This window comes from Muricoccus roseus (genome assembly GCF_900141905.1).
GTDB classification, from domain to species: domain Bacteria; phylum Pseudomonadota; class Alphaproteobacteria; order Acetobacterales; family Acetobacteraceae; genus Roseomonas; species Roseomonas rosea.
In genome coordinates this window covers 23820-49631 of record NZ_FQZF01000016.1, presented here as the reverse complement: position 1 = coordinate 49631, position 25812 = coordinate 23820, and the positions used below count along the sequence as shown (strand labels likewise).

At 69.7% G+C, this 25812-nt stretch carries 26 protein-coding genes; 9 read left to right on the top strand and 17 right to left on the bottom strand.

What is annotated here, in order from left to right:
- Nucleotides 1-8: 8 nt before the first annotated feature.
- From BUB97_RS14320 to BUB97_RS14295, 6 genes are all read right to left on the bottom strand, one after another.
- A complete protein-coding gene (locus tag BUB97_RS14320) occupies nt 9-1070 on the bottom strand; it encodes an ABC transporter ATP-binding protein (RefSeq protein WP_175562636.1) in 1062 nt (353 codons plus the stop codon).
- Nucleotides 1067-2077, bottom strand: coding sequence for an ABC transporter ATP-binding protein (locus BUB97_RS14315; RefSeq protein WP_086062200.1), 1011 nt, complete (start codon nt 2075-2077; stop codon nt 1067-1069). The genes BUB97_RS14320 and BUB97_RS14315 overlap by 4 nt, the downstream gene beginning before the upstream one ends.
- Before the next feature lies 1 nt (nt 2078).
- Nucleotides 2079-3002 (bottom strand): ABC transporter permease, encoded by a 924-nt coding sequence (locus BUB97_RS14310; protein ID WP_073135882.1) that lies wholly within the window; start codon nt 3000-3002, stop codon nt 2079-2081.
- Entirely contained in the window at nt 3002-3973 is a 972-nt protein-coding gene (locus BUB97_RS14305; RefSeq protein WP_073135881.1) for an ABC transporter permease, read from the bottom strand. Before BUB97_RS14305 ends, BUB97_RS14310 begins: the two co-directional genes overlap by 1 nt.
- Nucleotides 3974-4010: 37 nt before the next feature.
- Nucleotides 4011-5588, bottom strand: a complete 1578-nt coding sequence (locus BUB97_RS14300; protein ID WP_073135880.1) for an ABC transporter substrate-binding protein — start codon at nt 5586-5588, stop codon at nt 4011-4013.
- Nucleotides 5589-5679: 91 nt separating this feature from the next.
- Nucleotides 5680-7257 (bottom strand): ABC transporter substrate-binding protein, encoded by a 1578-nt coding sequence (locus tag BUB97_RS14295; protein WP_073135879.1) that lies wholly within the window; start codon nt 7255-7257, stop codon nt 5680-5682.
- Between the two features lie 107 nt (nt 7258-7364).
- On the opposite strand from BUB97_RS14295, the gene BUB97_RS14290 reads away from it, so the two are divergent.
- On the top strand, nt 7365-8987 hold the full coding sequence (locus tag BUB97_RS14290) for an ABC transporter substrate-binding protein (protein WP_338141783.1): 1623 nt from the start codon (nt 7365-7367) through the stop codon (nt 8985-8987).
- An 86-nt stretch (nt 8988-9073) separates the two neighbouring features.
- Here the strand turns inward: BUB97_RS14290 and BUB97_RS14285 are convergent, their stop codons facing one another.
- The 4 genes from BUB97_RS14285 to BUB97_RS14270 all read right to left on the bottom strand — a co-directional run bounded on the left by BUB97_RS14285 (nt 9074) and on the right by BUB97_RS14270 (nt 12567).
- Nucleotides 9074-9538, bottom strand: coding sequence for an Lrp/AsnC family transcriptional regulator (locus BUB97_RS14285; protein ID WP_073135877.1), 465 nt, complete (start codon nt 9536-9538; stop codon nt 9074-9076).
- A gap of 187 nt (nt 9539-9725) precedes the next feature.
- Nucleotides 9726-10295 carry a DedA family protein gene (locus BUB97_RS14280; protein ID WP_073135875.1) on the bottom strand — a complete coding sequence of 190 codons (570 nt, stop codon included), beginning with the start codon at nt 10293-10295 and terminating at the stop codon, nt 9726-9728.
- A 152-nt stretch (nt 10296-10447) separates the two neighbouring features.
- Nucleotides 10448-11578, bottom strand: coding sequence for a type III PLP-dependent enzyme (locus BUB97_RS14275; protein WP_073135873.1), 1131 nt, complete (start codon nt 11576-11578; stop codon nt 10448-10450).
- 335 nt (nt 11579-11913) lie between these two features.
- Nucleotides 11914-12567, bottom strand: a complete 654-nt coding sequence (locus BUB97_RS14270; protein ID WP_073135872.1) for a TetR/AcrR family transcriptional regulator — start codon at nt 12565-12567, stop codon at nt 11914-11916.
- Between the two features lie 131 nt (nt 12568-12698).
- Here BUB97_RS14270 and BUB97_RS14265 point away from each other — a divergent pair, with 131 nt between their 5' ends.
- From BUB97_RS14265 to BUB97_RS14250, 4 genes are all read left to right on the top strand, one after another.
- The gene (locus BUB97_RS14265; RefSeq protein ID WP_073135871.1) at nt 12699-13847 is read left to right on the top strand and encodes an HlyD family secretion protein; all 1149 of its coding nucleotides are present in this window, start codon (nt 12699-12701) and stop codon (nt 13845-13847) included.
- A gap of 47 nt (nt 13848-13894) precedes the next feature.
- Nucleotides 13895-15487 (top strand): DHA2 family efflux MFS transporter permease subunit, encoded by a 1593-nt coding sequence (locus BUB97_RS14260; RefSeq protein WP_073135869.1) that lies wholly within the window; start codon nt 13895-13897, stop codon nt 15485-15487.
- A 70-nt stretch (nt 15488-15557) separates the two neighbouring features.
- Nucleotides 15558-16841, top strand: a complete 1284-nt coding sequence (locus BUB97_RS14255; RefSeq protein WP_073135868.1) for a leucine-rich repeat-containing protein kinase family protein — start codon at nt 15558-15560, stop codon at nt 16839-16841.
- Nucleotides 16842-16925: 84 nt separating this feature from the next.
- On the top strand, nt 16926-17321 hold the full coding sequence (locus BUB97_RS14250) for a hypothetical protein (protein ID WP_073135867.1): 396 nt from the start codon (nt 16926-16928) through the stop codon (nt 17319-17321).
- Nucleotides 17322-17645: 324 nt separating this feature from the next.
- On the opposite strand, the gene BUB97_RS14245 is transcribed toward BUB97_RS14250, so the two are convergent.
- Nucleotides 17646-18440 (bottom strand): thiazole synthase, encoded by a 795-nt coding sequence (locus BUB97_RS14245; protein ID WP_073135866.1) that lies wholly within the window; start codon nt 18438-18440, stop codon nt 17646-17648.
- A gap of 4 nt (nt 18441-18444) precedes the next feature.
- Nucleotides 18445-18657 (bottom strand): sulfur carrier protein ThiS, encoded by a 213-nt coding sequence (gene thiS / locus BUB97_RS14240; RefSeq protein ID WP_086062209.1) that lies wholly within the window; start codon nt 18655-18657, stop codon nt 18445-18447.
- Nucleotides 18658-18827: 170 nt separating this feature from the next.
- Here thiS and aroQ point away from each other — a divergent pair, with 170 nt between their 5' ends.
- The 4 genes from aroQ (at nt 18828) to aat (ending at nt 22158) form a co-directional block, all read left to right on the top strand.
- Nucleotides 18828-19283 (top strand): type II 3-dehydroquinate dehydratase, encoded by a 456-nt coding sequence (gene aroQ / locus BUB97_RS14235; RefSeq protein ID WP_073135864.1) that lies wholly within the window; start codon nt 18828-18830, stop codon nt 19281-19283.
- Entirely contained in the window at nt 19280-19756 is a 477-nt protein-coding gene (accB, locus tag BUB97_RS14230) for an acetyl-CoA carboxylase biotin carboxyl carrier protein (protein WP_073135863.1), read from the top strand. Before aroQ ends, accB begins: the two co-directional genes overlap by 4 nt.
- Nucleotides 19757-19763: 7 nt before the next feature.
- Nucleotides 19764-21122: an acetyl-CoA carboxylase biotin carboxylase subunit gene (accC, locus tag BUB97_RS14225; RefSeq protein ID WP_073135862.1), complete on the top strand. Its 1359-nt coding sequence runs from the start codon at nt 19764-19766 to the stop codon at nt 21120-21122.
- 367 nt (nt 21123-21489) lie between these two features.
- The gene (gene aat / locus BUB97_RS14220; RefSeq protein ID WP_073135861.1) at nt 21490-22158 is read left to right on the top strand and encodes a leucyl/phenylalanyl-tRNA--protein transferase; all 669 of its coding nucleotides are present in this window, start codon (nt 21490-21492) and stop codon (nt 22156-22158) included.
- Here the strand turns inward: aat and BUB97_RS14215 are convergent.
- From BUB97_RS14215 to mlaD, 5 genes are all read right to left on the bottom strand, one after another.
- Nucleotides 22044-23576, bottom strand: a complete 1533-nt coding sequence (locus tag BUB97_RS14215) for an alpha,alpha-trehalose-phosphate synthase (UDP-forming) (protein ID WP_245818308.1) — start codon at nt 23574-23576, stop codon at nt 22044-22046. The two genes, aat and BUB97_RS14215, sit on opposite strands and share 115 nt — an antisense overlap.
- Before the next feature lie 233 nt (nt 23577-23809).
- Nucleotides 23810-24565, bottom strand: a complete 756-nt coding sequence (gene otsB, locus BUB97_RS14210; protein ID WP_073135857.1) for a trehalose-phosphatase — start codon at nt 24563-24565, stop codon at nt 23810-23812.
- Between the two features lie 55 nt (nt 24566-24620).
- A complete protein-coding gene (locus tag BUB97_RS14205) occupies nt 24621-25034 on the bottom strand; it encodes a DUF2155 domain-containing protein (protein ID WP_073135855.1) in 414 nt (137 codons plus the stop codon).
- The gene (locus BUB97_RS14200; protein ID WP_073135853.1) at nt 25031-25258 is read right to left on the bottom strand and encodes a hypothetical protein; all 228 of its coding nucleotides are present in this window, start codon (nt 25256-25258) and stop codon (nt 25031-25033) included. Before BUB97_RS14200 ends, BUB97_RS14205 begins: the two co-directional genes overlap by 4 nt.
- A complete protein-coding gene (mlaD, locus tag BUB97_RS14195) occupies nt 25255-25785 on the bottom strand; it encodes an outer membrane lipid asymmetry maintenance protein MlaD (protein ID WP_073135851.1) in 531 nt (176 codons plus the stop codon). Before mlaD ends, BUB97_RS14200 begins: the two co-directional genes overlap by 4 nt.
- Between the last annotated feature and the right edge of the window lie 27 nt (nt 25786-25812).

Below are 25812 nucleotides of genomic sequence, written 5' to 3'. Positions count from 1 at the left end.
GGCCCGCATCACACGGGCATCCCGCCATGGTTCGGCAGGTCGTTCAGGTGGCAGCGGCTCTTATGCCCCGGCGCCACCTCCTTCAGCGCCGGCACCTCGGCGCGGCAACGGTCGAAGGCGTGCGGGCAGCGCGGATGGAAGTGGCAACCCGAGGGCGGGTTGAGCGGGGAGGGGATCTCCCCCTTCACCGTCGCGAAGGCCTTCTTCCGCGCCTCGATCCGCGGCACCGCCGCGAGGAGAGACTGGGTGTAGGGGTGGTTCGCGCGTGAGAAGACCACCTCCGTCGGCGCCTCCTCCACCACCCGGCCGAGATACATGATCACGACCCGGTCGCTGAGATGCTCCACCACGCCCAGGTCATGGGAGATGAAGAGGTAGGTGAGATCCAGCTCCTGCCGGAGCTTCATGAAGAGGTTCAGGATCTGTGCCTGGATCGAGACGTCCAGCGCCGCCACGGATTCGTCGCAGACCAGGAATTCCGGCTGCACCGCCAGCGCGCGGGCAATGCCGATGCGCTGCCGCTGCCCGCCCGAGAACTGGTGCGGGTAGCGCGCCTTGAACACCGGATCGAGCCCGGCGCGGCGCATCTGCTCATCCACATAGCGCCCGAATTCGGAGCGCGTGGTCAGCCCATGCACCAGCGGCGCCTCGCCGATGATCTCCGCCACCTTCAGCCGCGGATTCAACGAGGACATGGGGTCCTGGAAGATCATCTGCGCCTGCAGCATCGCCGCCCGCGCATCCTTGCCGCCCAGCCCCGTGCGGTCCTTGCCCTTCCACAGGATGGTGCCATCGGAAGGCGGCAGGATCCCCGCCACCATGCGGCCCAGCGTGGACTTGCCGCAGCCGGATTCGCCCACCAACCCGACCACCTCGCCCTTGCGGATGGTCAGATCCACCTTGTCCACGGCATGCACCACCTCCTCGCGGATGGGGGCCCCGAGCTTGGCGAGGATCTTGCCGGCGAAGTCCAGCCGCTTGGCGAAGCGGCGGGACACCCCCACCACCTCGATCATCTTCTCGCCCTCGGCCCGCACCGGGGCCGGGGCAGCCTGCATCGTCTCGCTCATGCGGCCACTCCCGCTTCCTCGAGATGGGGCCGGAAGCAGCGCGCCTCATGGGCGGGCAGGATCTCGGCCATGGGCGGGTCCTGGCGGCATACATCCGCCGCCCGGGGGCAACGGTTCTGGAACGGGCAGCCCGGAGGCAGGCTGAGCAGGGAGGGCGTCATGCCCGGAATCTGCCGCAGCGGCTCGCCCCGCTTGTTGCGGCTGGGCACCGAGCCCAGCAGCCCATTGGTATAGGGATGAAGCGGATGATCCAGCACATCCGCAACCGACCCGTATTCGGCGATGCGGCCCGCATACATGACCGCGATGTCGTCCGCGAGGCCCGCGACGACCGAGAGGTCATGCGTGATCCAGATGATCGAGGTGCCGGTGGTCGCCGCCAGCTTCTGCACCTCGGCCAGGATCTGGCCCTGGATGGTCACGTCCAGCGCGGTGGTCGGCTCGTCCGCCACGATCAGGTCCGGCTCGTGCAGCAGCGCGATGGCGATCGCCACGCGCTGCCGCATGCCGCCGGAGAACTGGTGCGGATAGGCCTTCAGCCGCTCGTCGGGGGAGGGGATGCCCACCATGCCCAGCGTGTCGCGGGCGCGCTGGCGGGCCGCCTCATGGCTGATCTTACGATGCGCCTGCATCGTCTCGATCATCTGCGTGTCGATGCGCAGGACCGGGTTCAGCGTCATCATCGGGTCCTGGAAGATCATGGCGACCCGGTTGCCCCGGATCTGCCGCATCTCTTCCTCGGACGCCTTCACCAGGTCCTGGCCGCCGAACAGGATCTGCCCGCCGGTGATCCGGCCGGGCTCGTCCACCAGGCGCATGATGGAGAAGCCGGTCACGGTCTTGCCGGAACCGGACTCTCCCACCAGCCCCAGCACCTTGCCGCGGCCGACATTGAAGGAGACGTCGTTGACGGCCTTCACCTCGCCGGCGCGGGTGAAGAAGCTCGTCTGCAGGTTGCGCACCTGCAGGGTCGGGGGCGCCGCCGAAGCGGGGATGCTCGGTTCCACGTTACTTCTTCAGTCGCGGGTTGAGGACGTCGCGCAGATGGTCGCCCACCAGGTTGATCGAGACGATCGTGATCAGCAGCGCGATGCCGGGATAGAAGGAAATCCAGTACTTGCCCGAGAGCATGTACTCGTAGCCATTGGCGATCAGCAGGCCGAGGGACGGCTCCGTGATCGGCACGCCGAGGCCGAGAAAGGACAGGGTCGCCTCCAGCGCGATGGCGCGGGCGATCTGGATGGTCGCCACCACGATCAGTGGCGGCATGCAGTTCGGCAGCAGGTGGCGGAAGATGATCCGACGCGTCGGCAGCGCCAGGCACTGCGCCGCCTCGATATACTCTCGCCGCCGTTCCACCAGCGCCGTGCCGCGGACGGTGCGGGCGTAATAGGCCCATTCCACCACGATCAGCGCGATGACGACGTTGGTGATGCCCTTGCCCAGGAAGGCAAGGATCATCAGGGCCGAGAGGATGGTCGGGAAGGAGAGCTGGAGATCGACCAGCCGCATGATGATCGTATCGGTCCGCCCGCCGGCATAGGCCGCGAGCATGCCGAGGGAAGCGCCGACGATCGCCGCGACAATCGCCGAGCCGGCACCCACCACGAGGCTGATCCGCAGCCCGTACATGATGCCCGAGAGCATGTCGCGCCCCTGGTCATCCGTGCCGAGCCAATAGGTGAAGCCGGCACCGCCCACGGTGCCCGGCTCCATCCGCCCGTCCATAATGTCCAGCTGGGCGAGGTCATAGGGGTTCTGCGGCGCGATCCAGGGCGCGAAGACCGCGATCAGCACGATGCAGAGGAAGACGATCAGCGCGCCCAGCGCGATGTTGCTCTCCGCGAATTCAGAGATGAAGCGCTGCAGCGGCGTCTCGACGCGCGGCGCCTTCGCGGGGATGGGGGCGGGGGCCGCCGTGGTGGCGCTCATCACTTGCTCTCCAGCCGCACGCGGGGATCGAGCACAGAATAGAGCAGATCCACGACCAGGTTGATGATGATGAACATCAGGACGATGCTCATCAGATACGCAACGATCACGGGCCGGTCGAGCACGTTGATGCTGTCGATGATCAGCTTGCCCATGCCCGGCCAGGCGAACACGCTCTCCGTCACCACGGAGAAGGCGATGGTCGAGCCCAGCTCCAGCCCCGTCACGGTCACAACGGGGATCAGGATGTTCTTGAACACATGCACCCCGATCACCCGGCGGGGCGAAAGCCCCTTGGCCCGGGCGAACTTCACGAAGTCCATCAGCATGGTCTCGCGCACGCCCGCACGGGTCAGGCGGATGACGAGGCTGATCTTGAACAGCGCCAGGTTCAGCGCCGGCATGGCCATATGCGCCAGCCCGTCCATGGTCAGGAACGACCAGCGAAGGCCGAGGATCTCGACCGTTTCACCGCGCCCCGTGGAGGGGAGCCAGCCCAGCTGCACGGCGAACACCATGATGAGCATCAGCCCGACCCAGAAGGTGGGCAGGGAGAAGCCGAGGATGGAGCCCGCCATGATGGCCTTGGCGCCCACCCCGTCCGGCCGCAGCCCGGCATAGAGGCCGAGCGGCAGGCCGACGAGGATCGCCAGGAACATGGCCGCGAAGGCCAGTTCCAGCGTCGCCGGCGCCCGCTGGCCGATCAGCTTCAGCGCCGGCTCGTTGAAGACGAAGGACCGACCGAGATCCCCCCGCAGCGCGTTGCCGAGGAAGGAGAGATACTGCTGCCACAGAGGCTTATCGAGCCCCAGCGCCGCGATCGCGCGCGCGCGTTCCATCTGGTCCGCATCCGGCGAGATCAGGATCTCGACCGGGTCGCCGATGGCATAGACGCCGATGAAGACGATGACCGACATGGCCAACATCACCAGCGCCGCCTGGATCAGGCGGCGCAGAAGATAAACGCTCATCTCTCAAACCCCTGGGGCATGGCAGCGGCCATCCCCGTCATGGCTGGGCCGGGCGCACATCCTGCGCCCGGGTCGCTTCATCGATACGCGCGTCATGCGCCAGGCCGCGCCGCATCGCCCAGATATTCGTCTGGATGTGGATCGGGATGACCGCCACATCCTCCAGCGCCGTCCGCAGCGCATCGCCTACCAGGCCCTGGCGCTTCGGCTCGTCCAGCTCCGTCAGGGAGGCCAGCAGCAGCCGGTCCACCTCCGGGTTGGAATAGCGGCCGCGGTTGGAGGCGCCCCAGCCCCGCTCGGCATTCACCGTCGCCAGGATGTTGCGGAGCGGGTGGGAACCGTCCGGATTGGAGCCCCACCCGATCAGATGAGAGGAGAACTCCGCCTTGCCCGCCCGGCCGACGAAGACCGCCCAGGTCTGCCCCTCCACGGCCGTGCGCACCCCGATACGGGTCCACATCTGCCCCACGGCCTGGATGATCCGCCCATCATTGATGTAGCGGTCATTCGGCCCGTTCAGCTGGATCCGGAAGCCGTTGGGGTAGCCCGCCTCGGCCAGCAGCCGCTTCGCGCCCTCGGGATCATAGGCAGGGGCCTCGATGCCCTGGACATGGCCGGTCACCCCCGGCGGCAGGAACTGGCCGGCGGGCGTCGCCGCCCCTTCCATCAGCCGCTCGGTCACCGTCCCGCGGTCGATCGCCATGGAGAGCGCCCGACGCACCCGCACATCCTTCAGCGGGTTCCGCCCCAGCGGCCGCCCGTCATTGTCGGTGACGAAAGGCGAGTTCTCGTTCGCGGCCCGGAGATGGTCCAGGCCCAGGAAGATCAGCCGCGTCCCCACCACCTCGCTCAGCGCGATCCGGGAGTCCCGCCGCAGATTCGCCAGGTCGGTCGTCGGCACCTGGTCGATGAAGTCCACATCGCCCGCCAGCAGCGCCGCCGTGCGGGAGGCGTCATTGGTGATCATGCGGTAGTTCACGCGCTGGAAGGCCGGCTTGGGGCCCCAATAGGCGTCGTTCCGCGCGAACTCGATCCGGTCGCCATTCCGGTGCGACACCACGCGGAAGGGACCCGTTCCCACCGCGGCCCGGACGGCGTTGAAATCCTCGGTGGTCGCGTTCTCATGCGTCTCCTTGTCCAGGATGCGCACATTGGTCATGTCGAGCGGCAGCAACGGATAGGGCTGGTGCGTGTGGAACCGGATGGTCAGCGGGTCCACGATCTCCACCCGCGCGATCGGCCGCGAATAGATGCCGAAGGAGGTCGGGCTGTTCGGCACGTTCGGCAGGCGGGCGATGGTGAAGGCCACATCCTCGGCCGTGAAGGCATTGCCGTTGTGGAAGCGCACATCCGGCCGCAGCTTGAACTCCCAGGTGGTCGGGGCAATGGCCCGCCACTCCGTCGCCAGCCCCGGAATCTGCTGAGACTTGCCGTCCGTGTTGACCAGCCGGTCGAAGGTCATGTCGGCGACGGCGTTGTTGGGCGAGAGCTGGTGGTAATGCGGGTCCAGCGAGGTGATGGGCGCGCCCACCGCCATCGTCAGGCTCTGCGCCTGAACCTGACCGGCGACAATCGCAGCAACGGCCGCCGTGGCAGCCAGCACCAGCTTCCTCATCAGCCCACTCCCGCCTCGTTTCGAATGATCTCGTCCCGAAAGACGGGGCCCGGCTTCCCGGGCCCCGGATGCGAAAGACCCGCGGCCGCCACTACGGCGCCGGCCGGATGTCCTGCGCCCGCGTCAGCTCGTCGGCGCGCGCCTCATGCTGCAGCCCGCGGCGCATCGCCCAGATATTCTTCTGGATGTGGATGGGAATGATCCCGACATCATCCATGGCGAGGGTCGTCGCCTCCCGCAGCAGCGCCTCGCGCCGGGCGTCGTCCAGCGTGCGCAGCGCCTCATCCAGCTTCGCGTCCATCGCCGGATTGCTATAGCGCCCACGGTTGGAGCCGCCCCAGCCACGCTGCGTGTTGTAGGTCGCCAGCAGCGACCGCAGCGGGCTGGTCGGCTCGCCGGAGGAGGTGCCCCAGCCCACCAGCATGGCGGAGAGCTCCTGCCGGCCCGCGCGCGCCACGAAGGTCGCCCAGGGCTGCCCCTCCACGGCCGTGCGCACCCCGATGCGCGTCCACATCTGCCCGATCGCCTGGATGATCCGGGCATCGTTCATGTAGCGGTCGTTCGGCCCGTGCAGCGTGATGCGGAAGCCCTGCGGATACCCCGCCTCGGCCAGAAGCCGCTTGGCCGCATCCGCATCCGCCCGCCCCACGCGACGGTCCGGCAGGGCACCGAAGGCGGTCGGCGGCAGCAGCTGGGTGGAGGGGAGGGAGGCCCCCTCCATCACCCGGTCCGTGATCGCCTGCCGGTCGATCGCCATGGACAGGGCGCGCCGCACGCGCACGTCGCGTAGCGGGTTGCGCTCCAGCGGCTTGCCGTCATTGTCGGTGGTGAAGGGCGAGGAGGTCTCGCGCGAATGGTCCAGCGCCAGGAAGATGAGCCGCAGCCCGTCCGCCTCGCTCAGCTGCACCCGCTGGTCGCCGCGCAGCTTCGCGATGTCGCTGGTCGGCACCTGGTCGATGAAATCCACATCGCCCGAGAGCAGCGCCGCCGTGCGCGCCGCGTCATTGGTGATCATGCGGTAGTTCACGCGCTGCCAGTGCGGCCGGTCGCCGAAATAGGCGTCGTTGCGCGCATACTCGATCCGCTCGCCCTGGCGGTGGCTCGTCACCCGGAAGGGACCCGTGCCGATCGCCAGCTTGCCGGAGTTGAACTCCTCGGTCAGCGGGTTGGCATGGGTCTCGCTGTCCAGCATCTGGATCTGCGCGAGGTCCACCGGCAGGAGCGGGTAGGCGCCATTGGTGTGGAAGCGGACCGTCAGCGGGTCCACCACCTCAACCCGCTGGATCGCGCGGGTGTAGATGCCATAGGAGGAGGGGCTGTTCGGGACCGTCGGCACGCGGGCGATGGTGAAGGCCACGTCCTCGGCCGTGAAGTCGTTCCCGTTATGGAACTTGATCCCGGGGCGGAGCTTGAACTCCCAGACGTTCTCGGCCACCGGCTGCCAGCTCAGGGCCAGACGGGACTGGACCCGCGCCTGGGAGTCGAAGGCGGTCAGGCTGTCGAACAGCATGTCCGCCACGGCGTAGTTGGGCGAAAGCGCGTGGTAATGCGGGTCGAGCGAGGTGACCGGCGCCCCCACGGCGAGATTCAGGGTCTGCGCCCCGACGGCGCCCGGCGCCAGCAATGCCGAAAAGGCGGCCGCAACGGCCGCCGACTTCATCTTCTTCATTCAGTCCCCCGGATGTTCCGATGGCGCCGTCCCAACCGCCTTCTAGCAGTCCGAACCTCCTCCCGCTAGGTTGCGCGAAGTTGAGATTACAAAAGGGAGAGCTTCAAGTGACAGCGTCCATCACCCGCCGCCTCTTCGTGTCGGCCCCGGCCGCCATGGCGGCGATCACCGGCGGCCTCGCCCCTGCCGTCGCCGAGGCCCAGACCACCCCCGCGCCGGCCGGGCGCCCGCTGACCATCGGAATCGGCGGCTCCGTCACCTCGCTCGATCCGCACTTCTACAACGCGTCTCCGAACAACAGCCTGTCGATGCACATCTTCGACCGGCTGGTGGAGCGCGACGCCCAGACCCGCCTTATCCCCGGCCTCGCCCTGAGCTGGACGCCGGTCGCCGAAACGGTGTGGGAGTTCAAGCTTCGCCCGGGCGTGAAGTGGCATGACGGCCGCGACTTCACCGCCGAGGACGTCGCCTTCACCATCGAGCGCGCGCCCAATGTCCCGAACTCGCCGGGCGGCTTCGGCGGCTTCGTCCGCACCATCCGCCGCACCGAGGTGGTGGACCCCCTGACGGTCCGCTTCCACACCGCCGCCGCCTCTCCCCTGCTGCCGACCGACCTCGCCTCGGTCGCCGTGGTCTCCAAGCATGCCGGCCAGGGCGCCAGCACCGAGGACTACAACTCGGGCAAGGCCGCCATCGGCACCGGCCCCTACAAGCTCGCCTCCTACGCCCCCGGCGACCGGACCGAGCTGGTCCGCAACGACGCCTGGTTCGGCCCCAAGCAGCCCTGGTCCCGCGTCTCCTACCGCTTCATCGGCAATGACAGCGCCCGCACCGCCGCCCTGCTGGCCGGCGACGTGGACCTAATCGACCAAGTTCCCACCAGCGACCTCGCCCGCCTGCGCCGCGACAACCGCGTGACGCTGGCCGAGATCCAGGGCGTGCGCGTGATCTACCTGGTCCCCGACCGCTCGCGCGAAGGCAACGTCCCGTTCGTGACCGACAATGCCGGCCAGCCCCTGCCGAAGAACCCCTTCAACGACCTGCGCGTCCGCCGTGCCCTCTCGCTGGCCATCAACCGCGAGGCGCTGTGCCGCCAGGTGATGGAGGGCACGGCCGCGCCGACCGGCCAGTGGCTGCCCCCGGGCACCTACTCCTACAACCCCGAGGTGAAGCCCGATCCCTTCAATCCGGATCAGGCGAAGGCCCTTCTGGCCGAGGCCGGCTATCCTCAGGGCTTCAAGCTCACGCTGCATGGCCCGAACGACCGCTACCCCAACGACGCCCGCACCATTCAGGCCGTCGCCCAGATGTGGCAGCGCATCGGCGTGCAGACCCAGGTGGATGCCCTGCCCTGGACCACCTTCTCGGTCCGCAACAACCGGCAGGAATTCGCCATCCGCCTGGTCGGTTGGGGCAGCGTGACGGGCGAGGCCTCCTACACCCTCGTCAACATCACCGCGACTTATGACCCGGCGAAGCGCCTCGGGGCCAACAACAACGGCCGCTACTCCAACCCGGAGCTGGACGCGCTGACCGAGCGCGCCACCTCCACCCTCGACAATGCCGAGCGGGAGAGGCTGCTGCAGCAGGGCGTGAAGATGGCCATGGACGACCTGGCCTTCATCCCGCTCTTCCAGTTGGTGAACATCTGGGCGCTGAAGCGCGGGCTCGCCTACGACGCGCGCGCCGACGAGCGCACGGTCGCCCAGGGCGCCACGCCGGCGGCCTGACCGGGCCGGCGCCCCGGAAAACCGGGGCGCCGCCTGCCTCCGTAGGCCGACAGTAGGGCGGGGCGGCTCCGGCCGCCCCGCCCTTTCTATTCCTCGTCGGCCTCTGCCACGGGAAGGATCATCGTTTCCTTCGCCGAGGAAAGGGCCACCACAACCTCCGTCCGCTCCACGCCGGATTGCCCGCGGATCTCGTCCGCCACAAAGCGTTCCAGCGCAGCCAGGTCCGGCAGGCGCAGCTTGAGCATGTAGTCCCAGGGGCCGCTCACGGCGTGGCATTCCAGCACCGCCCCCGCCCGGCGCATTGCCTTGCGGAAGGCGCCGTCATCGCGCCCGGGGCGAAGCCCGACCATGACGAAGGCCAGCAGGGCGCATCCCACCGCTGCCGGGTCCAGGGCCGCGTGCCAGCCCCGGATGGTGCCACGCTCCTCCAGCCGCTTCACGCGTTCCGCCGTGGCGGAGACGGAGAGGCCAGCGACCTTGGACAGCTCCGAGAGTCCCGCGGCGCCGTCCTGCTGCACGGCGATCAGGATGTTACGGTCGATCTCGTCCATGGCCGCAGCCTAGAGCGGATTGACGAAGGCTGGAATCGGCCAGGAGCACGAATCCGTTCGGTCCGTCAGCTTAGTGGCCGGAAAGATCGGCGGAGTTGGATATCCCGGAGGGAGCCGGGGAGGGGAGGCGCCGCCCAAGGGCGGCGCCGATCCCAGCGGGCGCTGCAGCCCGCGGGGCCCGGACAGGCTAGAGAACCGGCACCGTCCGGGCCTGACGACGGCGACGATAGAAGCGGCGGAAGAGAAGGACCGCCAGGACCAGCAGCGCCCCGCCCGCAATGGCATGGAAAAGCCGCTCCGGCCCGATCAGCGCGCCCAGATACCAGCCGGCGGCGACGAAGCTGCCGGCCCAGACCCCGGCCGCGATGAAGTTCAGGGCCGCGAAGCGCAGCCGCCCCATGCCCGCCAGCCCGCAGGCCGCGGCCGCCACGTTGCGGATGCCATAGAGGAACCGGAAGGTGAGGACGAAAAGCGTGCCGTATTGCAGCAGCATGGCGGTCGCGCTCGCCATCTTCGCCTCGGCCTTCGGGTAGCGCTTCATGATGCGCGGCCCATAGCGCCGCCCCAGCGTGAACCAGGTCTGGTCCCCAAGGAAGGAGCCGATCCAGACCGAGCCCATGAGGATCCAGGGATCGACCGCCCCCGTCATCGCGCCGATCGCCGAGGCGGCCAGCACGAAGGTCTCGCCTTCGAAGAAGGCCCAGAGCGCGGCCAGCAGATAGGCTGCCGCCCCCCAATCAGCCCAGAACTCCGCCACGCCAGCCCCCGGTCTTTTGTCGCATTATTACCCACGCGTCATCAGTACGGAAGCAGAATCCATACTGAGTCGCGTTGGGAAGACCGATTCTATCGGGCGTGGGATGAAGGCGCCGATAAGAGAAAGGGGCGCCTTGCGGCGCCCCTTTTGAGTCAGATGTAGTGCTCGGCCAGCGGCTTGAAGCCGTTGAAGGCCTGGCTGGCATAGGTGGTCACATAGGCCCCCGTCGCCAGGATCTCGATCCGGTCGCCGGACTGGAGCTTGGCTGGCAGCCGGTAGTTCGACTTCTCATAAAGGGTGTCGGTGCTGTCGCAGGTCGGCCCCGCGATCGTCACTGGCCCCTCCTCCGTGCCGTCGTGAGGGGTGCGGAAGGCATACTTAATCGCCTCCCCCTCCGTCTCCGCCAGCCCGCCGAAGCGCCCGATGTCCAGGTATACCCAGCGCACCGGATCGTCCTTCGCCTTGCGCGAGACGAGCACCACCTCGGCCGAGACCACCGCCGCATCGCCCGCGATGAAGCGCCCGGGCTCCACTACGATGTCCGGCAGGGCATTGCCGAAGTGCTTCGCCATGGCGCCCATGATGGCATCGCCGAAGGCGTCGATCTCCGGCACCTCCGAGCGGTAGCGCACGGGATAGCCGCCGCCCAGGTTCACCATGCGCACCTTCACCCCCGCCTCCTTGAGGTCGGTGAAGAGCATGGCGACCTTCGCGATCGCCGCCTCATAGGCCGCCGTGTTGGTCTGCTGGCTGCCGACATGGAAGGAGAGGCCGAAGGGGTCCAGCCCCATCTCGCCCGCCTTCACCATCAGCTCGCGCGCCATCTCGACCTCGCAGCCGAACTTGCGCGACAGCGGCCACTCGGCGCCGTCATTGCCCACGAGGATGCGGCAATAGACGCGGCTGCCCGGCGCGGAGCGCGCCAGCTTCTCCAGCTCACCCTCGGAGTCGAAGGCGAACATCCGCACGCCGCGCTCATAGGCGGCACGGATGGCGCTCTCCTTCTTCACGGTGTTGCCGTAGGAAATACGCTCCGCCGCCGCGCCGGCATCCAGCGCCGCCGACACCTCCTCCCAGGAGGCCGCGTCGAAGCTGGAGCCGAGGCCCACCAGCCGCTCCAGGATCTGGGGCGCCGGATTCGCCTTCACGGCGTAGTAGATACGGGCCAGCGGCAGGGCGGATTGCAGGCGCCTGTAGTTCTGCTCGACGCGATCAACGTCAAGCACAAGGCACGGCGTCGCCGGCTGCACATCGGCCAGGAACTGCGCGATCTTCGGGGTCATCGCACCACCCTCCCCATACGAGGCGGCAAGGCGTCCGCTTCAGGCGGAGCGACCCTGCTCAGGTTGACGAACGGTCGAACGAACCAGCGACCAAAGTGAGAGCCCGGCGGATTGCGCCCCCGGGGGTTGCCAGAACGCTTGACGTCGTTGCGTAACCTTGCGGGCCAGAGGCACGTGCGTACTGCGTCTGGGGGGGCAGATAGCCCCCTCGCCCCCGGGGTGCAAGACCCATCTGGACCCAGGGGCCCGATTTTTTTCGTGAGTTCAGGAAAGGGCCGGAAAGCTCCCGGAGGAACGCAAGGCAGACCCGCCGAAACAGGGGCCGAACAGCCCGCCTACCGGCCGGTTTCCGGCGCGGAAAGCGTCGCCGGCGCCCCGTAGGCGCGCAGGAACACCTCCACCGCCTGGTCCACCACGGCATCGATCGCCGCGTTCTCCGGCGGGGGGCCACCCAGCACCGTCCGCAGGTACAACTCGCCCCGCAGCAGCCCCAGCAGATGGTCGGCCGCCACAGCCGGATCGGCATCGGCCCGCAACCGCCCCTGGCGCTGCTCCTCCATCATTCGGCGTATCAGCCAGGCGCGCCCACGCGCCGGCCCGGCTTCGTAGAAGGCCCGTGCCAAGTCGGGGAAGCGGGTGCATTCAGCAATTACCGTCCTGTGGATCGCCATGCTGTCCGGGTGCAGCAGGAACCGCATCCAGAGTCGCCCCAACTCCCGCAGCGCGCCGTGGGCGGAAGGCGCATGGGAGGCGAGCTCCTCCGCCTGGGCCGCGATGGCGGCGCAGCGATCCCCGACGATGGCCGCGAACAGGGCGTCCTTGCCGGAGAAATGCGCATAGACCGTCGCCTTGGAGACGCCCGCCTCGCGGGCCACCGCATCCATGGAGACGCTGGCATAGCCCACCCCCATGAACAGGCGCGCACCCGCGGAAAGGATGGCGGCGCGCTTGGGCGAGAGGTCTGCGGCAGGGGCGAGGGCAAGGGACAAGATCGTGCGAAACTCCGGAGAGAGAGGGGGGAGGGGTGCCAGCACATTTGATACTGAACCGTCCAGTTTTCCATCGACAACTCGCGGTACCTTGCCCATCTAGCGACTGAACTGAACGGTTCAGTCGAATCATGAACGCCCGGACCTCCGCCATTCCCGAATCCGAGACGCGCACCAGCGCAGCCCCCGCCCAGCCCCGCCGCTCCCGCTTCCGCCGGGTCCTGCCCCTCATCGCCCTCCTGGTCCTGGCCGGCGGCGCCGCGGGGGGCACCTGGTACTGGCAGGTCGGCCGCTTCATGGAATCCACCGACAACGCCCATGTCGGCGGCGACATCGCCGTCCTCTCCTCCCGGATCGAGGGCGACGTCGTCCGCATCCTCGTGGCCGACAACCAGCCGGTGGAGGCGGGGCAGCCGCTGATCGAGCTGGACCGCCAGGATTGGCAGGCCCGCCGCGACCAGGCGGCCGCGGCACTGGCCGAGGCCGAGGCGAATATCGGCACCCTTGCGGCCCAGATCGGCCAGGCCCGCGCCCAGGTCGCCTCCGCCGAGGCCCAGATCGCGGAAGCCGAGGCCGAGCGCGTGCGCGCGGTGGCGGATGCTGGCCGCGCCGGCACCCTGGCCCAGGGCGGCTACGGCACGCGTGAGGCGGTGGATCGCACCGTGGCGAACCGCCGCAAGGCCGAAGCCGCCCTCACCGCGGCCCAGGCCGGGCTCGAATCGGCCCGCGGCGCCATCCCGGTCCTGGAAGCCCAGTCCCGCTCCGCCTCCGCGCGCCGCGACGCCGCCCGGGCCGCGCTGGCGCTGGCCGAATCCGACCTGGACCACACGGTGATCCGCGCCCCCTATGCCGGCATCGCCGGCAACCGCGCGGCCCAGCTCGGCCAGCACGTGCGCGCCGGCCAGAACCTCATCGCTGTCTCCCCCACGGCGGACCGGCTCTATGTCACCGCGAACTTCAAGGAGACGCAGCTCCGCCGCATCCGCGAGGGCCAGCCGGTGGAGCTGTCGGTCGATGCCGGCGGCACCCTGCACGGCGTGGTCCAGAGCCTCGCCCCCGCCACCGGCGCCCAGTTCTCCCTGCTGCCGCCGGAGAACGCGACCGGCAACTTCACCAAGATCGTCCAGCGCGTGCCGGTCCGCATCGCCGTCGATCCCGGCCAGGCCGTCGCCCATCTCCGCCCCGGCCTGTCAGTCGAGGCCGAGGTGGATACGCGCGACGATCCCCACGGCCCCCGCAGCCTGTTCGGCGCCGCCGCCGCGATGATCCGCGGCCGCTGAGGCCCGCCCCAGGTCCACCTAAGGCCCCACCCAAGGTCCGGTCCCCGATGTCCGCCACTACCGCCGGCCCCGCCGCGCCCGCCGCCCCCCAGGCCGGGATCGGCGGCGTCTCGACGAAGCACTTCCTCGGCTTCATTACGATGGTGCTCGGCATGTTCATGGCGATCCTGGACATCCAGATCGTCTCGGCCAGCATCAGCGACATCCAGGCCGGCCTCGCCGCCAGCCCGGACGAGGCCTCCTGGGTGCAGACCTCCTACCTGATCGCGGAGATCGTCATGATCCCGCTCTCGGGCTTCCTCTCGCGCCTGCTCTCCACCCGCGTTCTCTTCACCATCTCCGCGGCCGGCTTCACCGTCTTCTCGCTGCTCTGCGCCACCGCCAGCTCGCTGCCGGTGATGATCCTGGCGCGCGCCATGCAGGGCTTCCTCGGTGGCGCGATGATCCCGACCGTCTTCGCCACGGCCTACATCCTCTTCAAGGGGCCGCGCAGCGCGGGCGTGTCCGTCCTCATCGGCCTTACTGCCACCCTCGCTCCCACCATCGGCCCGACGCTCGGCGGCTACCTCACGGAAAGCCTCTCCTGGCACTGGCTCTTCCTCATCAACGTCCCCATCGGAATCTTCATCGCGATCGTCGTCTGGAGCACGATGGACATCGATCAGGGCGACCCGCGCCTCTTCCGCCGCTTCGACTGGTGGGGCCTCATCGCCATGGCCGTCTTCCTCGGCAGCCTGGAATACGTGATGGAGGAAGGCCCGAACTGGGACTGGCTCGACGACCCCACCATCGCGACCTTCGCCGTGATCTGCGCGCTCGGCGCCGTCGCCTTCTTCTGGCGCGCCTTCACACGGCAGGAGCCGATTGTGGAGCTGCGCGCCTTCGGCAACGCCAACTTCGCCTTCGGCAGCGTCTTCGCCTTCCTCATCGGCATCGGCCTCTACGGCGCGGTCTATCTCGTGCCGCTCTTCCTCGGGCGCATCCGCGGCTACAACTCGCTCCAGATCGGCGAGACCATGTTCGTCACCGGCCTCGCCATGTTCCTCGCCGCACCCGTGGTCGGCCGGCTCACGCGCGTGCTCGATCTCCGCATCCTGCTCGCCTTCGGCCTCGCCACCACCGCTTTGGCCATGTGGATGACCTCGCGCCTGACCGCGCAATCCTCCTTCGCCGAGCTCTGGCTCCCGCTCTCCCTGCGCGGCATCGGCACCATGTTCGCCATGGTGCCGGTGAACCAGGTCGCGCTCGGCACATTGCCCGCCTCCAAGATCAAGAACGCCGCCGGCCTGTTCAACCTCATGCGCAATCTCGGCGGCGCCGTCGGTCTCGCCATGATCAACACCCTGGTGGTCGACCGCTCGGCCGCCCACCGCCTGCACCTGGCGGAGGCGACCAACTGGGCGCGCCCCGGTGTCAGCCAGACGATCGACAGCATGGCCTCCGCACTCTCCGGCCGCCTCGGCGAGGCCGCCGACCACGCCGCCCTGGCCCGTGTCTCCGCCATGATCACGCGGGAAGCGCTGATCCTCGCCTATAACGACGTGCTGGTGGTCATCGGCGCCCTCTTCGCCCTCGCGGTGCCGCTGGTGATCTTCGTGCGGGCACCCCGGCCGGGGGGAGGGGGCGGGGCGGCGCATTGACCCCGCGGGGCTTGCGCGCCGCGCCCCCCGCCTCCTATCCGCCGCCCATGACCCGCCCCGGCCCCCAGGCGTGACCGCCGCCATCCTCCAGGCCCTGCGCCGTGGGGAGCTGACGGGCGCCCGCGCCCTGGACCTCTCCGGCCTGGGCCTCAAGGAACTTCCGCCTGAAATCCTTGGCCTGGCCGATACGCTGGAGGTGCTGGATCTCGGCCGCAACGCCCTGGCCACGCTGCCTCCCGGCTTCGCCCGGCTGCGCCGCCTCCGCATCCTTTTCTGCTCCGGCACCCCCTTCGAGCATCTGCCGCCCGTGCTGGGCGACCTGCCCGCCCTGGCCCAGATCGGCTTCCGCGGTTGTGGCCTCCGCGAAATCCCGCCCGAATCCCTGCCGCCCGCCCTCCGCTGGCTCACCCTGACCGACAACCGGATCGGGGAACTGCCCCCGACCCTCGGCCAGCGCCCCGCCCTGCAGAAGCTCATGCTGGCCGGAAACCGGCTGCGAAGCCTGCCGGCGAGCCTGGAAGAGGCCCCGGCGCTCGAACTCCTCCGCCTCTCGGCGAACCGGTTCGAGGAGCTGCCCCCCTGGCTGCCGGACCTCCCGCGCCTCGCCTGGCTTGCCTGGGCCGGCAATCCGCTGGACCGGGCCCCGGCGCCCCCGGCCCCTGCAATTCCCTGGGCCTGCCTCGAATCCGGCGTGATGCTGGGGGAGGGGGCCTCGGGCCGTGTCCACCGGGCGCTGTGGAAGGGCCGCCCCGTGGCCCTCAAGCTCTTCAAGGGCGCCATGACGAGCGACGGCCTGCCCGAGCGCGAGATGGCCGCCTGCCTCGCCGCCGGGGAGCATCCCAACCTGACCGGCGCACTGGGCCGCCTGACCGGCCATCCCGAGGGGCTGGAAGGGCTGGCCATGCCCCTGCTGCCGGAGGGCTGGCGAGTGCTCGCCGCCCCGCCCGGCCCGGAGAGCTGCACCCGCGACGTCTACGATCCCGCGCTGCGCCTGGAGCCCGGAACCGTCCTGCGCCTGGCCCATGGAATCGCCGCGGCCGCGGCGCATCTCCACGGCCGCGGCCTGCTCCATGGCGATCTCTACGCCCACAACACCCTGTGGGACGGGGAGCGGGGCCATGCCGTCCTGAGCGACTTCGGCGCCGCCTCCTTCCTGCCGGAAGGCACGGCCGGCCGCGCGCTTCAGCGCGTCGAGACCCGTGCCTGGGGCATCCTCCTCGACGAGCTGCTCGAGCATTGCCGCGAGCCGCCCGCCGACCTGCAGGCCCTGCACGATGCCTGCACGGCGCCGGACCCCGCCTCCCGCCCCCTCATGGCCGAGGTGGCGGCGGCGCTTCGCCCACACGCCGCCTGAGCCGCCCGGGCGATTTCCTGCACAGCCATTCGCCGCGCCCTGCGTTTCGACAGGACCGCAAGGCTCTGCAGGAAGGCTCGCCCCATGCATGTCATACGCCTGGCCCGATTTCTCGGCTGGTTCAGCATCGGCCTCGGGCTGATGGAGATCTTCGGAGGCCGCACCCTCGCGCGGAAGCTGGGCATGTCCGGCCGCGCGAAGCTCATCCGCGGCTATGGCGTGCGGGAGGTGGCGAATGGCGTCGCCATCCTGGCCAGCCCGACCTCCGCACCCCTCCTCTGGGCCCGCGTCGGAGGCGACGCGCTCGACATCGCCACCCTCCTCGGCACCCCGTCCTTCGGCCGGCGCGAAAGGGCCAACGTGAAGCTCGCCCTCGCCGCGGTCGCCGGCGTCACGCTCCTGGACATCCTCTGCGCCACCCGCCTCAGCACGGACAGCGACGAGGAGCTGGAATACGTGCCGCCCTATTGGCAGGACTGAGGAATTGTAACTCGCGCGGCGGGAGGGCTTTCCGTTGAGGGCTCCGCCCTCAACCCGCCAAGGGCCTGAGACCCTTGGAACCCCGTTTGACTGCCGTGGATACCCCGGATCAAAGGGGTCTCTGGCTGAAGGTGCTGTCCCTGCCGTTGCAGTCGCCTCGGGGCATCGACCCGAGGCGCACCGTCAGCCCCGTGATTCCAAACTTCTAGAAAAAGATGATGGTGAGGGGTCCGGGGAGAGGAAGAATTCCTTCTTCCTCTCCCCGGGACGAACCAACACCCCAAAACGAGATCCCCACCCCCGCAGGCGGAGCTGACCCGTTCGCTACCGGATCAGCCCCGCCATCGGGCTGGAAGCATCGGCGGCATAGTTCCGCGGCATCCGCCCGGCGAGATGGGCGTGCCGCCCGGCCTCGACCCCTGCCTTCATGGCGCGCGCCATCCGCACGGGGTCCTTGGCATGGGCGATGGCGGAGTTCAGCAGCACCGCGTCGCAGCCCAGTTCCATCGCCTGGGCCGCCTCGCTCGCGGTGCCGATCCCGGCATCCACCAGCACCGGAACCCCCGCGTTCTCGATGATGGAGCGGAGCATGAAGGGGTTAGAGAGGCCGAGGCCTGAGCCGATCGGCGCGCCCAGCGGCATCACCGCCACGCAGCCCATCTCCTCCAGCCGCTTCGCCGCCAGCGGGTCGTCGGCGCAGTAGACCATCACCTGGAAGCCGTCCTTGATGAGGGCTTCCGCCGCCTCGAAGGTCGCGGGCATGTCCGGGTAGAGGAACGGGGGCGGGCCCAGCACCTCCAGCTTCACCAGGTTCCAGCCCCCGGCCTCGCGGGCCAGGCGCAGCGTGCGCACGGCGTCCTTGGCCGTGTGGCACCCCGCCGTGTTGGGGAGATAGGTGTAGCGGTCCGGCGGCACGAAATCCTGCAGCATCGGTGCTGCCGGGTCCGAAAGGTTCACCCGCCGCACCGCCACCGTCACCATCTCGGCGCCCGAGGCCTCGATCGCGGCGGCCGTCTCCTCCAGGCTCTTGTACCGCCCGGTCCCGACCACGAGGCGGGAGCGGAAGCTGCGTCCCGCCACCTCCCAGGAGTCGTCGCCCATTGTCGTCACGCCGTCCATGGCCTCAGCCTCCCCCGATGAAATGCACGATCTCCAGCTGGTCACCCGGCTGGAGCAGCGTCGTGGCGTAGGCGGAGCGCGGGACGATCTCCTCGTTCCGCTCCACCGCCACTTTGCGCGTGTCGAGACCCGCCCCGGCCAGGAAATCCGAGAGGGGGAGGGGGGCGGGAAGGCTCCTGGCCTCGCCGTTCACGGTGATGTCGATGGGTCCGGGCATGGCCTGCCGGATGTGGCACGCCCGAACCCCGGCTTGAAGGGGCGCCTCGGTGAACCCTGCCATGACGGCCCGGCCGCCCGGCGAGGCCTGGCGTTTGCCTGCGGGCTTGCATGCATGCTAGCCCGCCCCGCCAGAACCCCGGACTCTCGGGGAGGACCGGAACCAGAGCCTTGGAACCCCCGCTGATCGTCGTCCTGAACGGCCCCAACCTCAACATGCTGGGCACGCGCGAGCCGGAGAAATACGGCACCGCGACGCTCGACGACGTCGAGGCCCTCTGCGCCGAGGCGGCGGAGGAGCTGGGACTGGCCATCGACTTCCGCCAGACCAACCTGGAAGGCGAGCTGATCTCCTGGATCCAGGAGGCCCGCGGCAACGCGGCTGGCATCATCATCAACCCCGCAGGCTACTCCCACACCTCCATCGCCCTAATGGATGCGCTGCTGGCGGTGGACCTGCCGGTGGTCGAGGTCCATATCACCAACATCCACCGGCGGGAGGCCTTCCGGCATCTCTCCTACGTCTCCCGCGCGGCGGTGGGCGTGATCTGCGGGCTGGGCGTCGGGGGCTATGCCCTGGCGCTGCGCGCGATCGCCGGCATCATCGGTCAGGACGACACGGCATGAGCGGCCTTTCCTTCGACCCGGACGCGATCCGCGCCCTGGCCAAGATCCTTCGCGAAACCGATCTCACCGAGATCGAGCTGGTTGAGAACGAGAGCCGCATCCGCGTGGCCCGCACCGCGCCGGTCCAGCAGGTGGTGCATGCGGCGGCGCCCGCACCCATGGCCGCGGCGCCCGCCGCCGCCCCGGCCGCCGCCGCGCCCGCGGCCGCGCCGATGAGCGACGAGGTCACCGCCGCCACCCCGGGCGTCGTCGCCTCGCCCATGGTCGGCGTCGCCTACCTTTCGCCGGAACCCGGCGCCGCGCCCTTCGTGAATCTCGGCTCCAAGGTCGCCCAGGGCCAGACGGTCCTGCTGATCGAGGCGATGAAGACCTTCAACCAGATCAAGGCCCCCAAGGCCGGCACCGTCACCCGCATCCTGGTCGAGAGCGGCATGCCGGTCGAGTTCGGCGAGCCCCTGCTGGTCATCGAGTAGTCCGCGCGTGCCCGCCTTCAACAAGATCCTGATCGCCAACCGGGGCGAGATCGCGCTCCGCATCCACCGCGCCTGCCAGGAAATGGGCATCCGCACGGTGGCGGTGCATTCCACGGCCGACGACACGGCGATGCATGTGCGCCTCGCCGACGAATCCGTCTGCATCGGCCCGCCGCTCGCGCGCGATTCCTACCTGAACGTCGCGGCCATCCTCTCCGCCGCCACCATCACCGGCGCGGAAGCCATCCATCCCGGCTACGGCTTCCTCTCCGAGAACGCCCGCTTCGCCGAGATGGTGGAGGCCCATGGCCTGGCCTTCATCGGCCCGACGGCCGAGCACATCCGCATCATGGGCGACAAGATCGCCGCCAAGGACGCGATGCGCCGCCTCGGCGTGCCGCTTGTCCCCGGCTCGCCCGGCGCGTTGGCCACGCTGGATGAGGCGCGCGAGATCGCAGCGGGGATCAAGTACCCCGTCCTCATCAAGGCCGCCGCCGGCGGCGGCGGGCGCGGCATGAAGGTCGCGCATAACGAGGATGAGCTGGAGGAGGCCTGGCGCGTCGCCCGCACGGAGGCGAAAGCCGCCTTCGGTGACGACAGCGTCTACATGGAGAAGTATCTCGATCGCCCCCGGCATATCGAGATGCAGGTCATGGCCGACACCCACGGGAACGTGGTGCATTTCGGCGAGCGCGACTGCTCCCTCCAGCGCCGCCACCAGAAGCTGGTGGAGGAGGCGGGAAGCCCCGTCCTCACCGCCGCCGCGCGCGACGCGCTGGGCGAGACGGTGACCCAGGCGCTGAAGCAGCTGGGCTACCGCGGCGCCGGCACGCTCGAATTCCTCTACCAGGACGAGCAGTTCGCCTTCATCGAGATGAACACCCGCCTGCAGGTAGAGCACCCGGTGACGGAACTCGTCTGCAACGTGGATCTGGTGAAGGAACAGATCCGCGTCGCCGCGGGCGAGCCGCTCGGCTATGAGCAGAAGGACATCCGCTTCAGCGGCCATGCGATTGAATGCCGCATCACGGCCGAGGATCCCGTGACCTTCGCCCCCAGCCCGGGCCGCGTCACCGCCTACCACGCCCCCGGCGGCCTGGGCGTGCGCGTGGATAGCGCGCTCTATGCCGGCTATGCCGTGCCGCCGCATTACGACAGCCTCGTCGCCAAGCTCATCGTGCACGGCCACACCCGGGCTGAAGCGATCGCCCGCTGCCGCCGCGCGCTGACGGAAATGGTGGTGGACGGCATCCGCACGACCATCCCGCTGCACCAGATCATCATGGACGATCCGGAGTTCCAGGACGGCGACTACACCATCCACTGGCTCGAGCGCTTCGTCGCGCGCCACACGCCGGGCGGCTGATACCGCCTCGCCCAGTTCTGATCTGACGGTCTGTCCCGGGGAGAGGAAGAAGGAATTCTTCATCTCCCCGGACCCCTCACCATCATCTTCTTTTAGAAGTTTGGAGTCGCCGGACTGGCGGTGCGCCTCGGGTCATGGACCCGAGGCGACTGCGGCGGCAGGAAAACCGCCCGCATCCAGAAACCCCACCGGTCCGGGGCATCCACGGCAGTCAGATGGGGTTCCAAGGGCCTCAGGCCCTTGGCGGGTGAAGGGCGGAGCCCTTCTCCAAGGCAGGCTGCCTCATGGCGCCCCGCCGGGAATGCACCTATCCTCGGGCCATGCGGCACCGCCCGGACCAGCCTCCGTTTGCGCCCCGGCTCACCCGATGAGCCGCCGCGCTCTGGCGATCACCCCCGATCTCGTCCTCCGGGCCTATCGCGCCGGCCTGTTCCCGATGGCCGAGGGCCGGGGCTCCGGGCGGCTTTACTGGCTGGACCCGAAGATGCGCGGGATCATCCCACTCGACGGCTTCCACCTTCCGCGCCGCCTCCGCCGAACGGTGCTGTCCGGCCGTTTTGACGTGACGGGGGATACGGATTTCCCCGGCGTCCTCGCCGGATGCGCCGCGCCGGCACCGGGGCGTGAGGACAGCTGGATCAACGGCGAGATCGAGGAGCTGTTCAACGCGCTGCACCGCATGGGCCACGCCCATTCCATCGAGGTGCGGGAGGGGGGCGCGCTGGTCGGTGGCCTCTACGGCATCCGCATCGGCGCGGCCTTCTTCGGGGAGAGCATGTTCGCCCGCGCGGACGACGCCTCGAAGGTGGCGCTCGTCCATCTCGTCGCCCGGCTCCGGCGCGGCGGCTTCACCCTGCTGGACACGCAGTTCCTGAACGATCACCTCGCCCGCTTCGGGGCGCAGGAGATCCCCCAGGCCGACTACCGCGCGCGCCTGGTCCAGGCGATCGGCAGCGAGGCCACCTGGCTCCCCTCCCTCTCACCCGAAGCCCTGTCGGAAGAGGTGGAGGCGCTGCGCGAGATCACCCGCGGCTGAAACACCGAGAGGGCGGCGGCGCGCGAGGGTGCCGCCTCGGCGCCGTCCTTCCCCTCCAGCACGGCGAGAAAGCTCTTCGCCCAGCTCTCCACGCTGTTCTCGCGCAGGCGCCGGAAGATCGCCGCATGGCGGTCCCGCCGCTCGTCCAGCGGCATGGTCAGCGCGGTGTTCATCGCTTCCGCCATGCCCACCGCATCAAGCGGATTCACCAGCAGGGCCTCGGGCATGCTCTCCGCAGCGCCGGCGAAGCGCGAGAGCACCAGCACGCCCGGATTCTCCGGGTCCTGCGCCGCGACATATTCCTTCGCCACAAGGTTCATCCCGTCCCGCAGCGGCGTCACCAGCCCCACCTGCGCCATGCGGTAGTAGCCGGCCAGCGTGCCGCGCGGCAGCGCGCGCCCGACGTAACGCACCGGCGTCCAGTCCGCATCCGAGTAGTCGCCGTTGATGCGGCCCGCGAGCGTCTCGATCTCGCGCTTGAGGTCCTTGTAGCTCTCGACATCCTCGCGGGAGCGCGCGGCCACCTGCAAGTAGGTCACGCGGCCCCGATGCTCGGGGAAGCGCTCCAGCAGCGCGCCGAAGGCCCGCAGCCGCTCGGGCAGGCCCTTGGTATAGTCCAGCCGCTCGGCACCGATCACCAGAGACCGCCCGACGAGGCTCGTGGCGAAGCGCTGCGACTCCGCCGACTTGACGCTCTCGGCCGCCAGATCGGCGAATTCCTGCGTGGCGATGGCGATGGGAAAGCTGCGCAGCAGCGTGCGGCGCCCGCGGAAGCGCACCTCTCCGCCCGCGCGCAGCTTCATGCCCGTCCCCTGGGCCATGCAATCCATCAGCCCCGTCAGGTCCCGATGCGTCTGCACGCCGACGAGGTCATAGGCCAGCAGGTCGCGGATCAGCTCCTCCGAGCCCGGCATGGCCGAGAACACGGCCCAGGGCGGGAAGGGGATGTGATGGAAATAGCCAATCCGGTGCTTCGAGCCGCGCGCGCGCAACTCGGCCCCCAGCGGGATCATTTGGTAGTCATGCACCCAGATCGTATCGTCTGGGCGCAGCAGCGGCATCAGCTTGTCGGCATAGCGCCGGTTGACGATGCGGTAGCACTCCGCCTGGTCCCGGTCATAGCTGAGCAGGCCGAGGCGGAAGTGGAACATCGGCCAGAGGGCCGAATTGGCGTAGCCGGCATAGAAGCCGTCATAGGCTTGCTGGGAGAGGTCGATCACCGCGTAGTCCACGCCGGCGCGGCGCGCATGGCGCACCACATCCGCCGGCTCCTCCGCCGCCGTCCCGCTCCAGCCGAACCACAGCCCGCCGCGGCCGCTGAAGGCATCCTTCAGCGCGACCGCGAGCCCTCCGGCCGCGGGGGGCTCCCCACGCTTCGGAACAGGCACCCGGTTAGAGACGATGACAAGGCGACCCACGCTCTCTCCTCCCCCACGGCCATCGAGGCGCTGCGAAGCGCCGGCCGGCCGATCAAACATGGAGGCGAGTGCGACGCACTAACCTCCGATAGCGGGCGAGGTGACGAACGAACCCGGGGCGCAGTCCCCGCGCGAGGGAATCACCGCCGGTTTCCTGGCACCTCCTCAATTCCGCCACAATTAGGGAACCGCCGGGGGAGGGGCAAGGTTTCGCTCCTCCTCCCTCGGCCCGCTCAGCCCGGCCCGTTCCCCGAAACGGCGGTCGCCACGCGCCCCAGCCAGGCGCGCACCAGGGCCGGCCGGCCCGCGAAGTCGTCCGGGACCCGCAGCCCGTAGCCACCATACTCGGCGCAAGCCGCCATCCCGTCCTCATCCGTGATGTCGTCGCCGATGAAGATGGGGCGGCGGCCGGTGAAGGGCGGAATCGCCATCAGCCGCCGCACCGCGCCCCCCTTGTCCGCCCCCACCGGGCGCAACTCCGCCGCGGCATGGGCGGGCACCACGCGGAAGCCCCGGTCGCCCTCGCGCATCAACTCGGCCAGCAGCGCAAGCGCCTCTGGCTCCGCCTCCGGACGCTGGCGGAAATGCAGCACGAGGCCATGCGTCTTGTGCTCGGCCAGTGTCCCCGGCCGTGCCGCGGCCCATTCATCGGCCGCGCGGCGCCACTCCGGCGGCGGGACGGGCAGCGGGATGGCCCCGGGCAGGGCCGGATCGAGCACCGCCCCGTGCTCCGCGCCGATCGGCAGGTCGGGCACCCCCGCATAGCCGCGCGCCACGGCCAGGCCGCGCCCGGTCACCACGGCCACGGCCCCGCCCAGCGCTCCCCGAAGGCGGGAGAGGAGGTCCGGCAGCTCCTTCGGCACCACCACCGCATCCGGCCGGGCGGCGATCTCCAGCAGCGTGCCGTCGAGGTCGAGGAAAAAGGCGGCATCCGGGCCGGGAAGGGCAGGCCCGGAAACGGCGACTCCGGATTCCGTGGTTTCGGTCATCGCGCCTCCAGCCCCCTGGGCCCGTCTTCCATCGCCCCAGGCCGCGCCGTCACGCCTAGCGGCAGTCGAGAATCCGGAGATCGTACACCGGATGTTCGAGCATATGGGCAGCGGGCGCATTGGCCAGCATCCAGCCGCGAAAGGCAGGCGGCGCGCTCGGCTCCGCCAAGCTGTCCCGCACCTCGATGAAGGCGGCCGCATCCGGCACCTCGTCGGGCGGCCGGGCATTGCAGGCGCGCACCGTGATGGTCAGCGTCCCGAAGCGCACCGGCTGGTCCACGGTCGCATCCAGCACGGTGATCCGCGCCGTCACCTTGTCCAGCGCCTGGAGCTGGGCAGAGCGCTTGCGCACCCAGGCGGCCTCGGCCGGTGGCCCCTGGTCCGAGCCCTGGCTCGTCCCCGGGTTCGTCACCTGACCCAGGGCCGGCCCCGCGAGGGCCAGCAGCATCAGGAAGGCCACGCGCCTCATGCGGCGCGCTTCGGGCTGGGAAGGGCGGCGACGAGGTCGGTCAGCACGCGCCGCATGGCGGCCTCGTCCACTCCCATCAGCACCGCATCCTCGAAGGCGTCGCGCAGCACCTGCGCGACCTCGGCATGGTTCTCGGCCAGCATCTTCAGCTTCTCCCGGCAGGAGACCGGCTGCCCGTCCGCGCCGAGCCAGTGCTCCGGCGCGACCAGGGCGTCACCGCTCACCGCGCCCTGCCGGGCGACGCCGCGCCCGGTCCGTTGCCGCCGTTCCCGCCGGCGCCCTCGCCCTGCCTGTTCCCCGCCAGTTCGGTGACGGAGAAAATGAAGCGGCCCAGCAGGCCCTCCAGGCTCACGGCGGACTGGGTAATCTTCACCTCGCCGCCATTCGTCAGGTTCCGCTCGCTGCCGCCCGGCACCAGCGCGACATACTTCCCGCCCAGCAGCCCCTCCGAGGTGATCTCGGCCGAGCTGTCATCGGGCAGGCGAAGCCCGGAATCCACGTTCAGCGTCAGCACGGCCAGGAAGGTCTGGGGGTCGATCCGCTGGGCCGTCACGCTGCCCACCTTCACCCCCGCGATCCGGACATCCGCCCCGGCCGCCAGCCCGTCGATCCGGTCGAAGCGAGCGGTCAGCACCAGTCCACTCCCACCGCCGCTGCGGCCGGAGTTCGTGACGGCATAGGCCAGGAAGATGACGGCTGCGAGCAGCACCACCGCCCCGGCCGCGATCTCGGCGATCCCGCGTCCCTTCACGCGCCAGCTCCCGGGAGTGGGATGCGC

What these genes read in the sequence shown, in the direction of transcription:
- BUB97_RS14320 (WP_175562636.1), bottom strand. Translation starts at nt 1,070, where the DNA reads ATGAGCGAGACGATGCAGGCTGCCCCGGCCCCGGTGCGGGCCGAGGGC.
- BUB97_RS14310 (WP_073135882.1), bottom strand. Translation starts at nt 3,002, where the DNA reads ATGAGCGCCACCACGGCGGCCCCCGCCCCCATCCCCGCGAAGGCGCCG.
- BUB97_RS14305 (WP_073135881.1), bottom strand. Translation starts at nt 3,973, where the DNA reads ATGAGCGTTTATCTTCTGCGCCGCCTGATCCAGGCGGCGCTGGTGATG.
- BUB97_RS14300 (WP_073135880.1), bottom strand. Translation starts at nt 5,588, where the DNA reads ATGAGGAAGCTGGTGCTGGCTGCCACGGCGGCCGTTGCTGCGATTGTC.
- BUB97_RS14295 (WP_073135879.1), bottom strand. Translation starts at nt 7,257, where the DNA reads ATGAAGAAGATGAAGTCGGCGGCCGTTGCGGCCGCCTTTTCGGCATTG.
- BUB97_RS14285 (WP_073135877.1), bottom strand. Translation starts at nt 9,538, where the DNA reads ATGGACGAGATCGACCGTAACATCCTGATCGCCGTGCAGCAGGACGGC.
- BUB97_RS14275 (WP_073135873.1), bottom strand. Translation starts at nt 11,578, where the DNA reads ATGACCCCGAAGATCGCGCAGTTCCTGGCCGATGTGCAGCCGGCGACG.
- BUB97_RS14265 (WP_073135871.1), top strand. Translation starts at nt 12,699, where the DNA reads ATGAACGCCCGGACCTCCGCCATTCCCGAATCCGAGACGCGCACCAGC.
- BUB97_RS14260 (WP_073135869.1), top strand. Translation starts at nt 13,895, where the DNA reads ATGTCCGCCACTACCGCCGGCCCCGCCGCGCCCGCCGCCCCCCAGGCC.
- BUB97_RS14250 (WP_073135867.1), top strand. Translation starts at nt 16,926, where the DNA reads ATGCATGTCATACGCCTGGCCCGATTTCTCGGCTGGTTCAGCATCGGC.
- BUB97_RS14245 (WP_073135866.1), bottom strand. Translation starts at nt 18,440, where the DNA reads ATGGACGGCGTGACGACAATGGGCGACGACTCCTGGGAGGTGGCGGGA.
- thiS (WP_086062209.1), bottom strand. Translation starts at nt 18,657, where the DNA reads ATGCCCGGACCCATCGACATCACCGTGAACGGCGAGGCCAGGAGCCTT.
- accB (WP_073135863.1), top strand. Translation starts at nt 19,280, where the DNA reads ATGAGCGGCCTTTCCTTCGACCCGGACGCGATCCGCGCCCTGGCCAAG.
- aat (WP_073135861.1), top strand. Translation starts at nt 21,490, where the DNA reads ATGAGCCGCCGCGCTCTGGCGATCACCCCCGATCTCGTCCTCCGGGCC.
- otsB (WP_073135857.1), bottom strand. Translation starts at nt 24,565, where the DNA reads ATGACCGAAACCACGGAATCCGGAGTCGCCGTTTCCGGGCCTGCCCTT.
- BUB97_RS14205 (WP_073135855.1), bottom strand. Translation starts at nt 25,034, where the DNA reads ATGAGGCGCGTGGCCTTCCTGATGCTGCTGGCCCTCGCGGGGCCGGCC.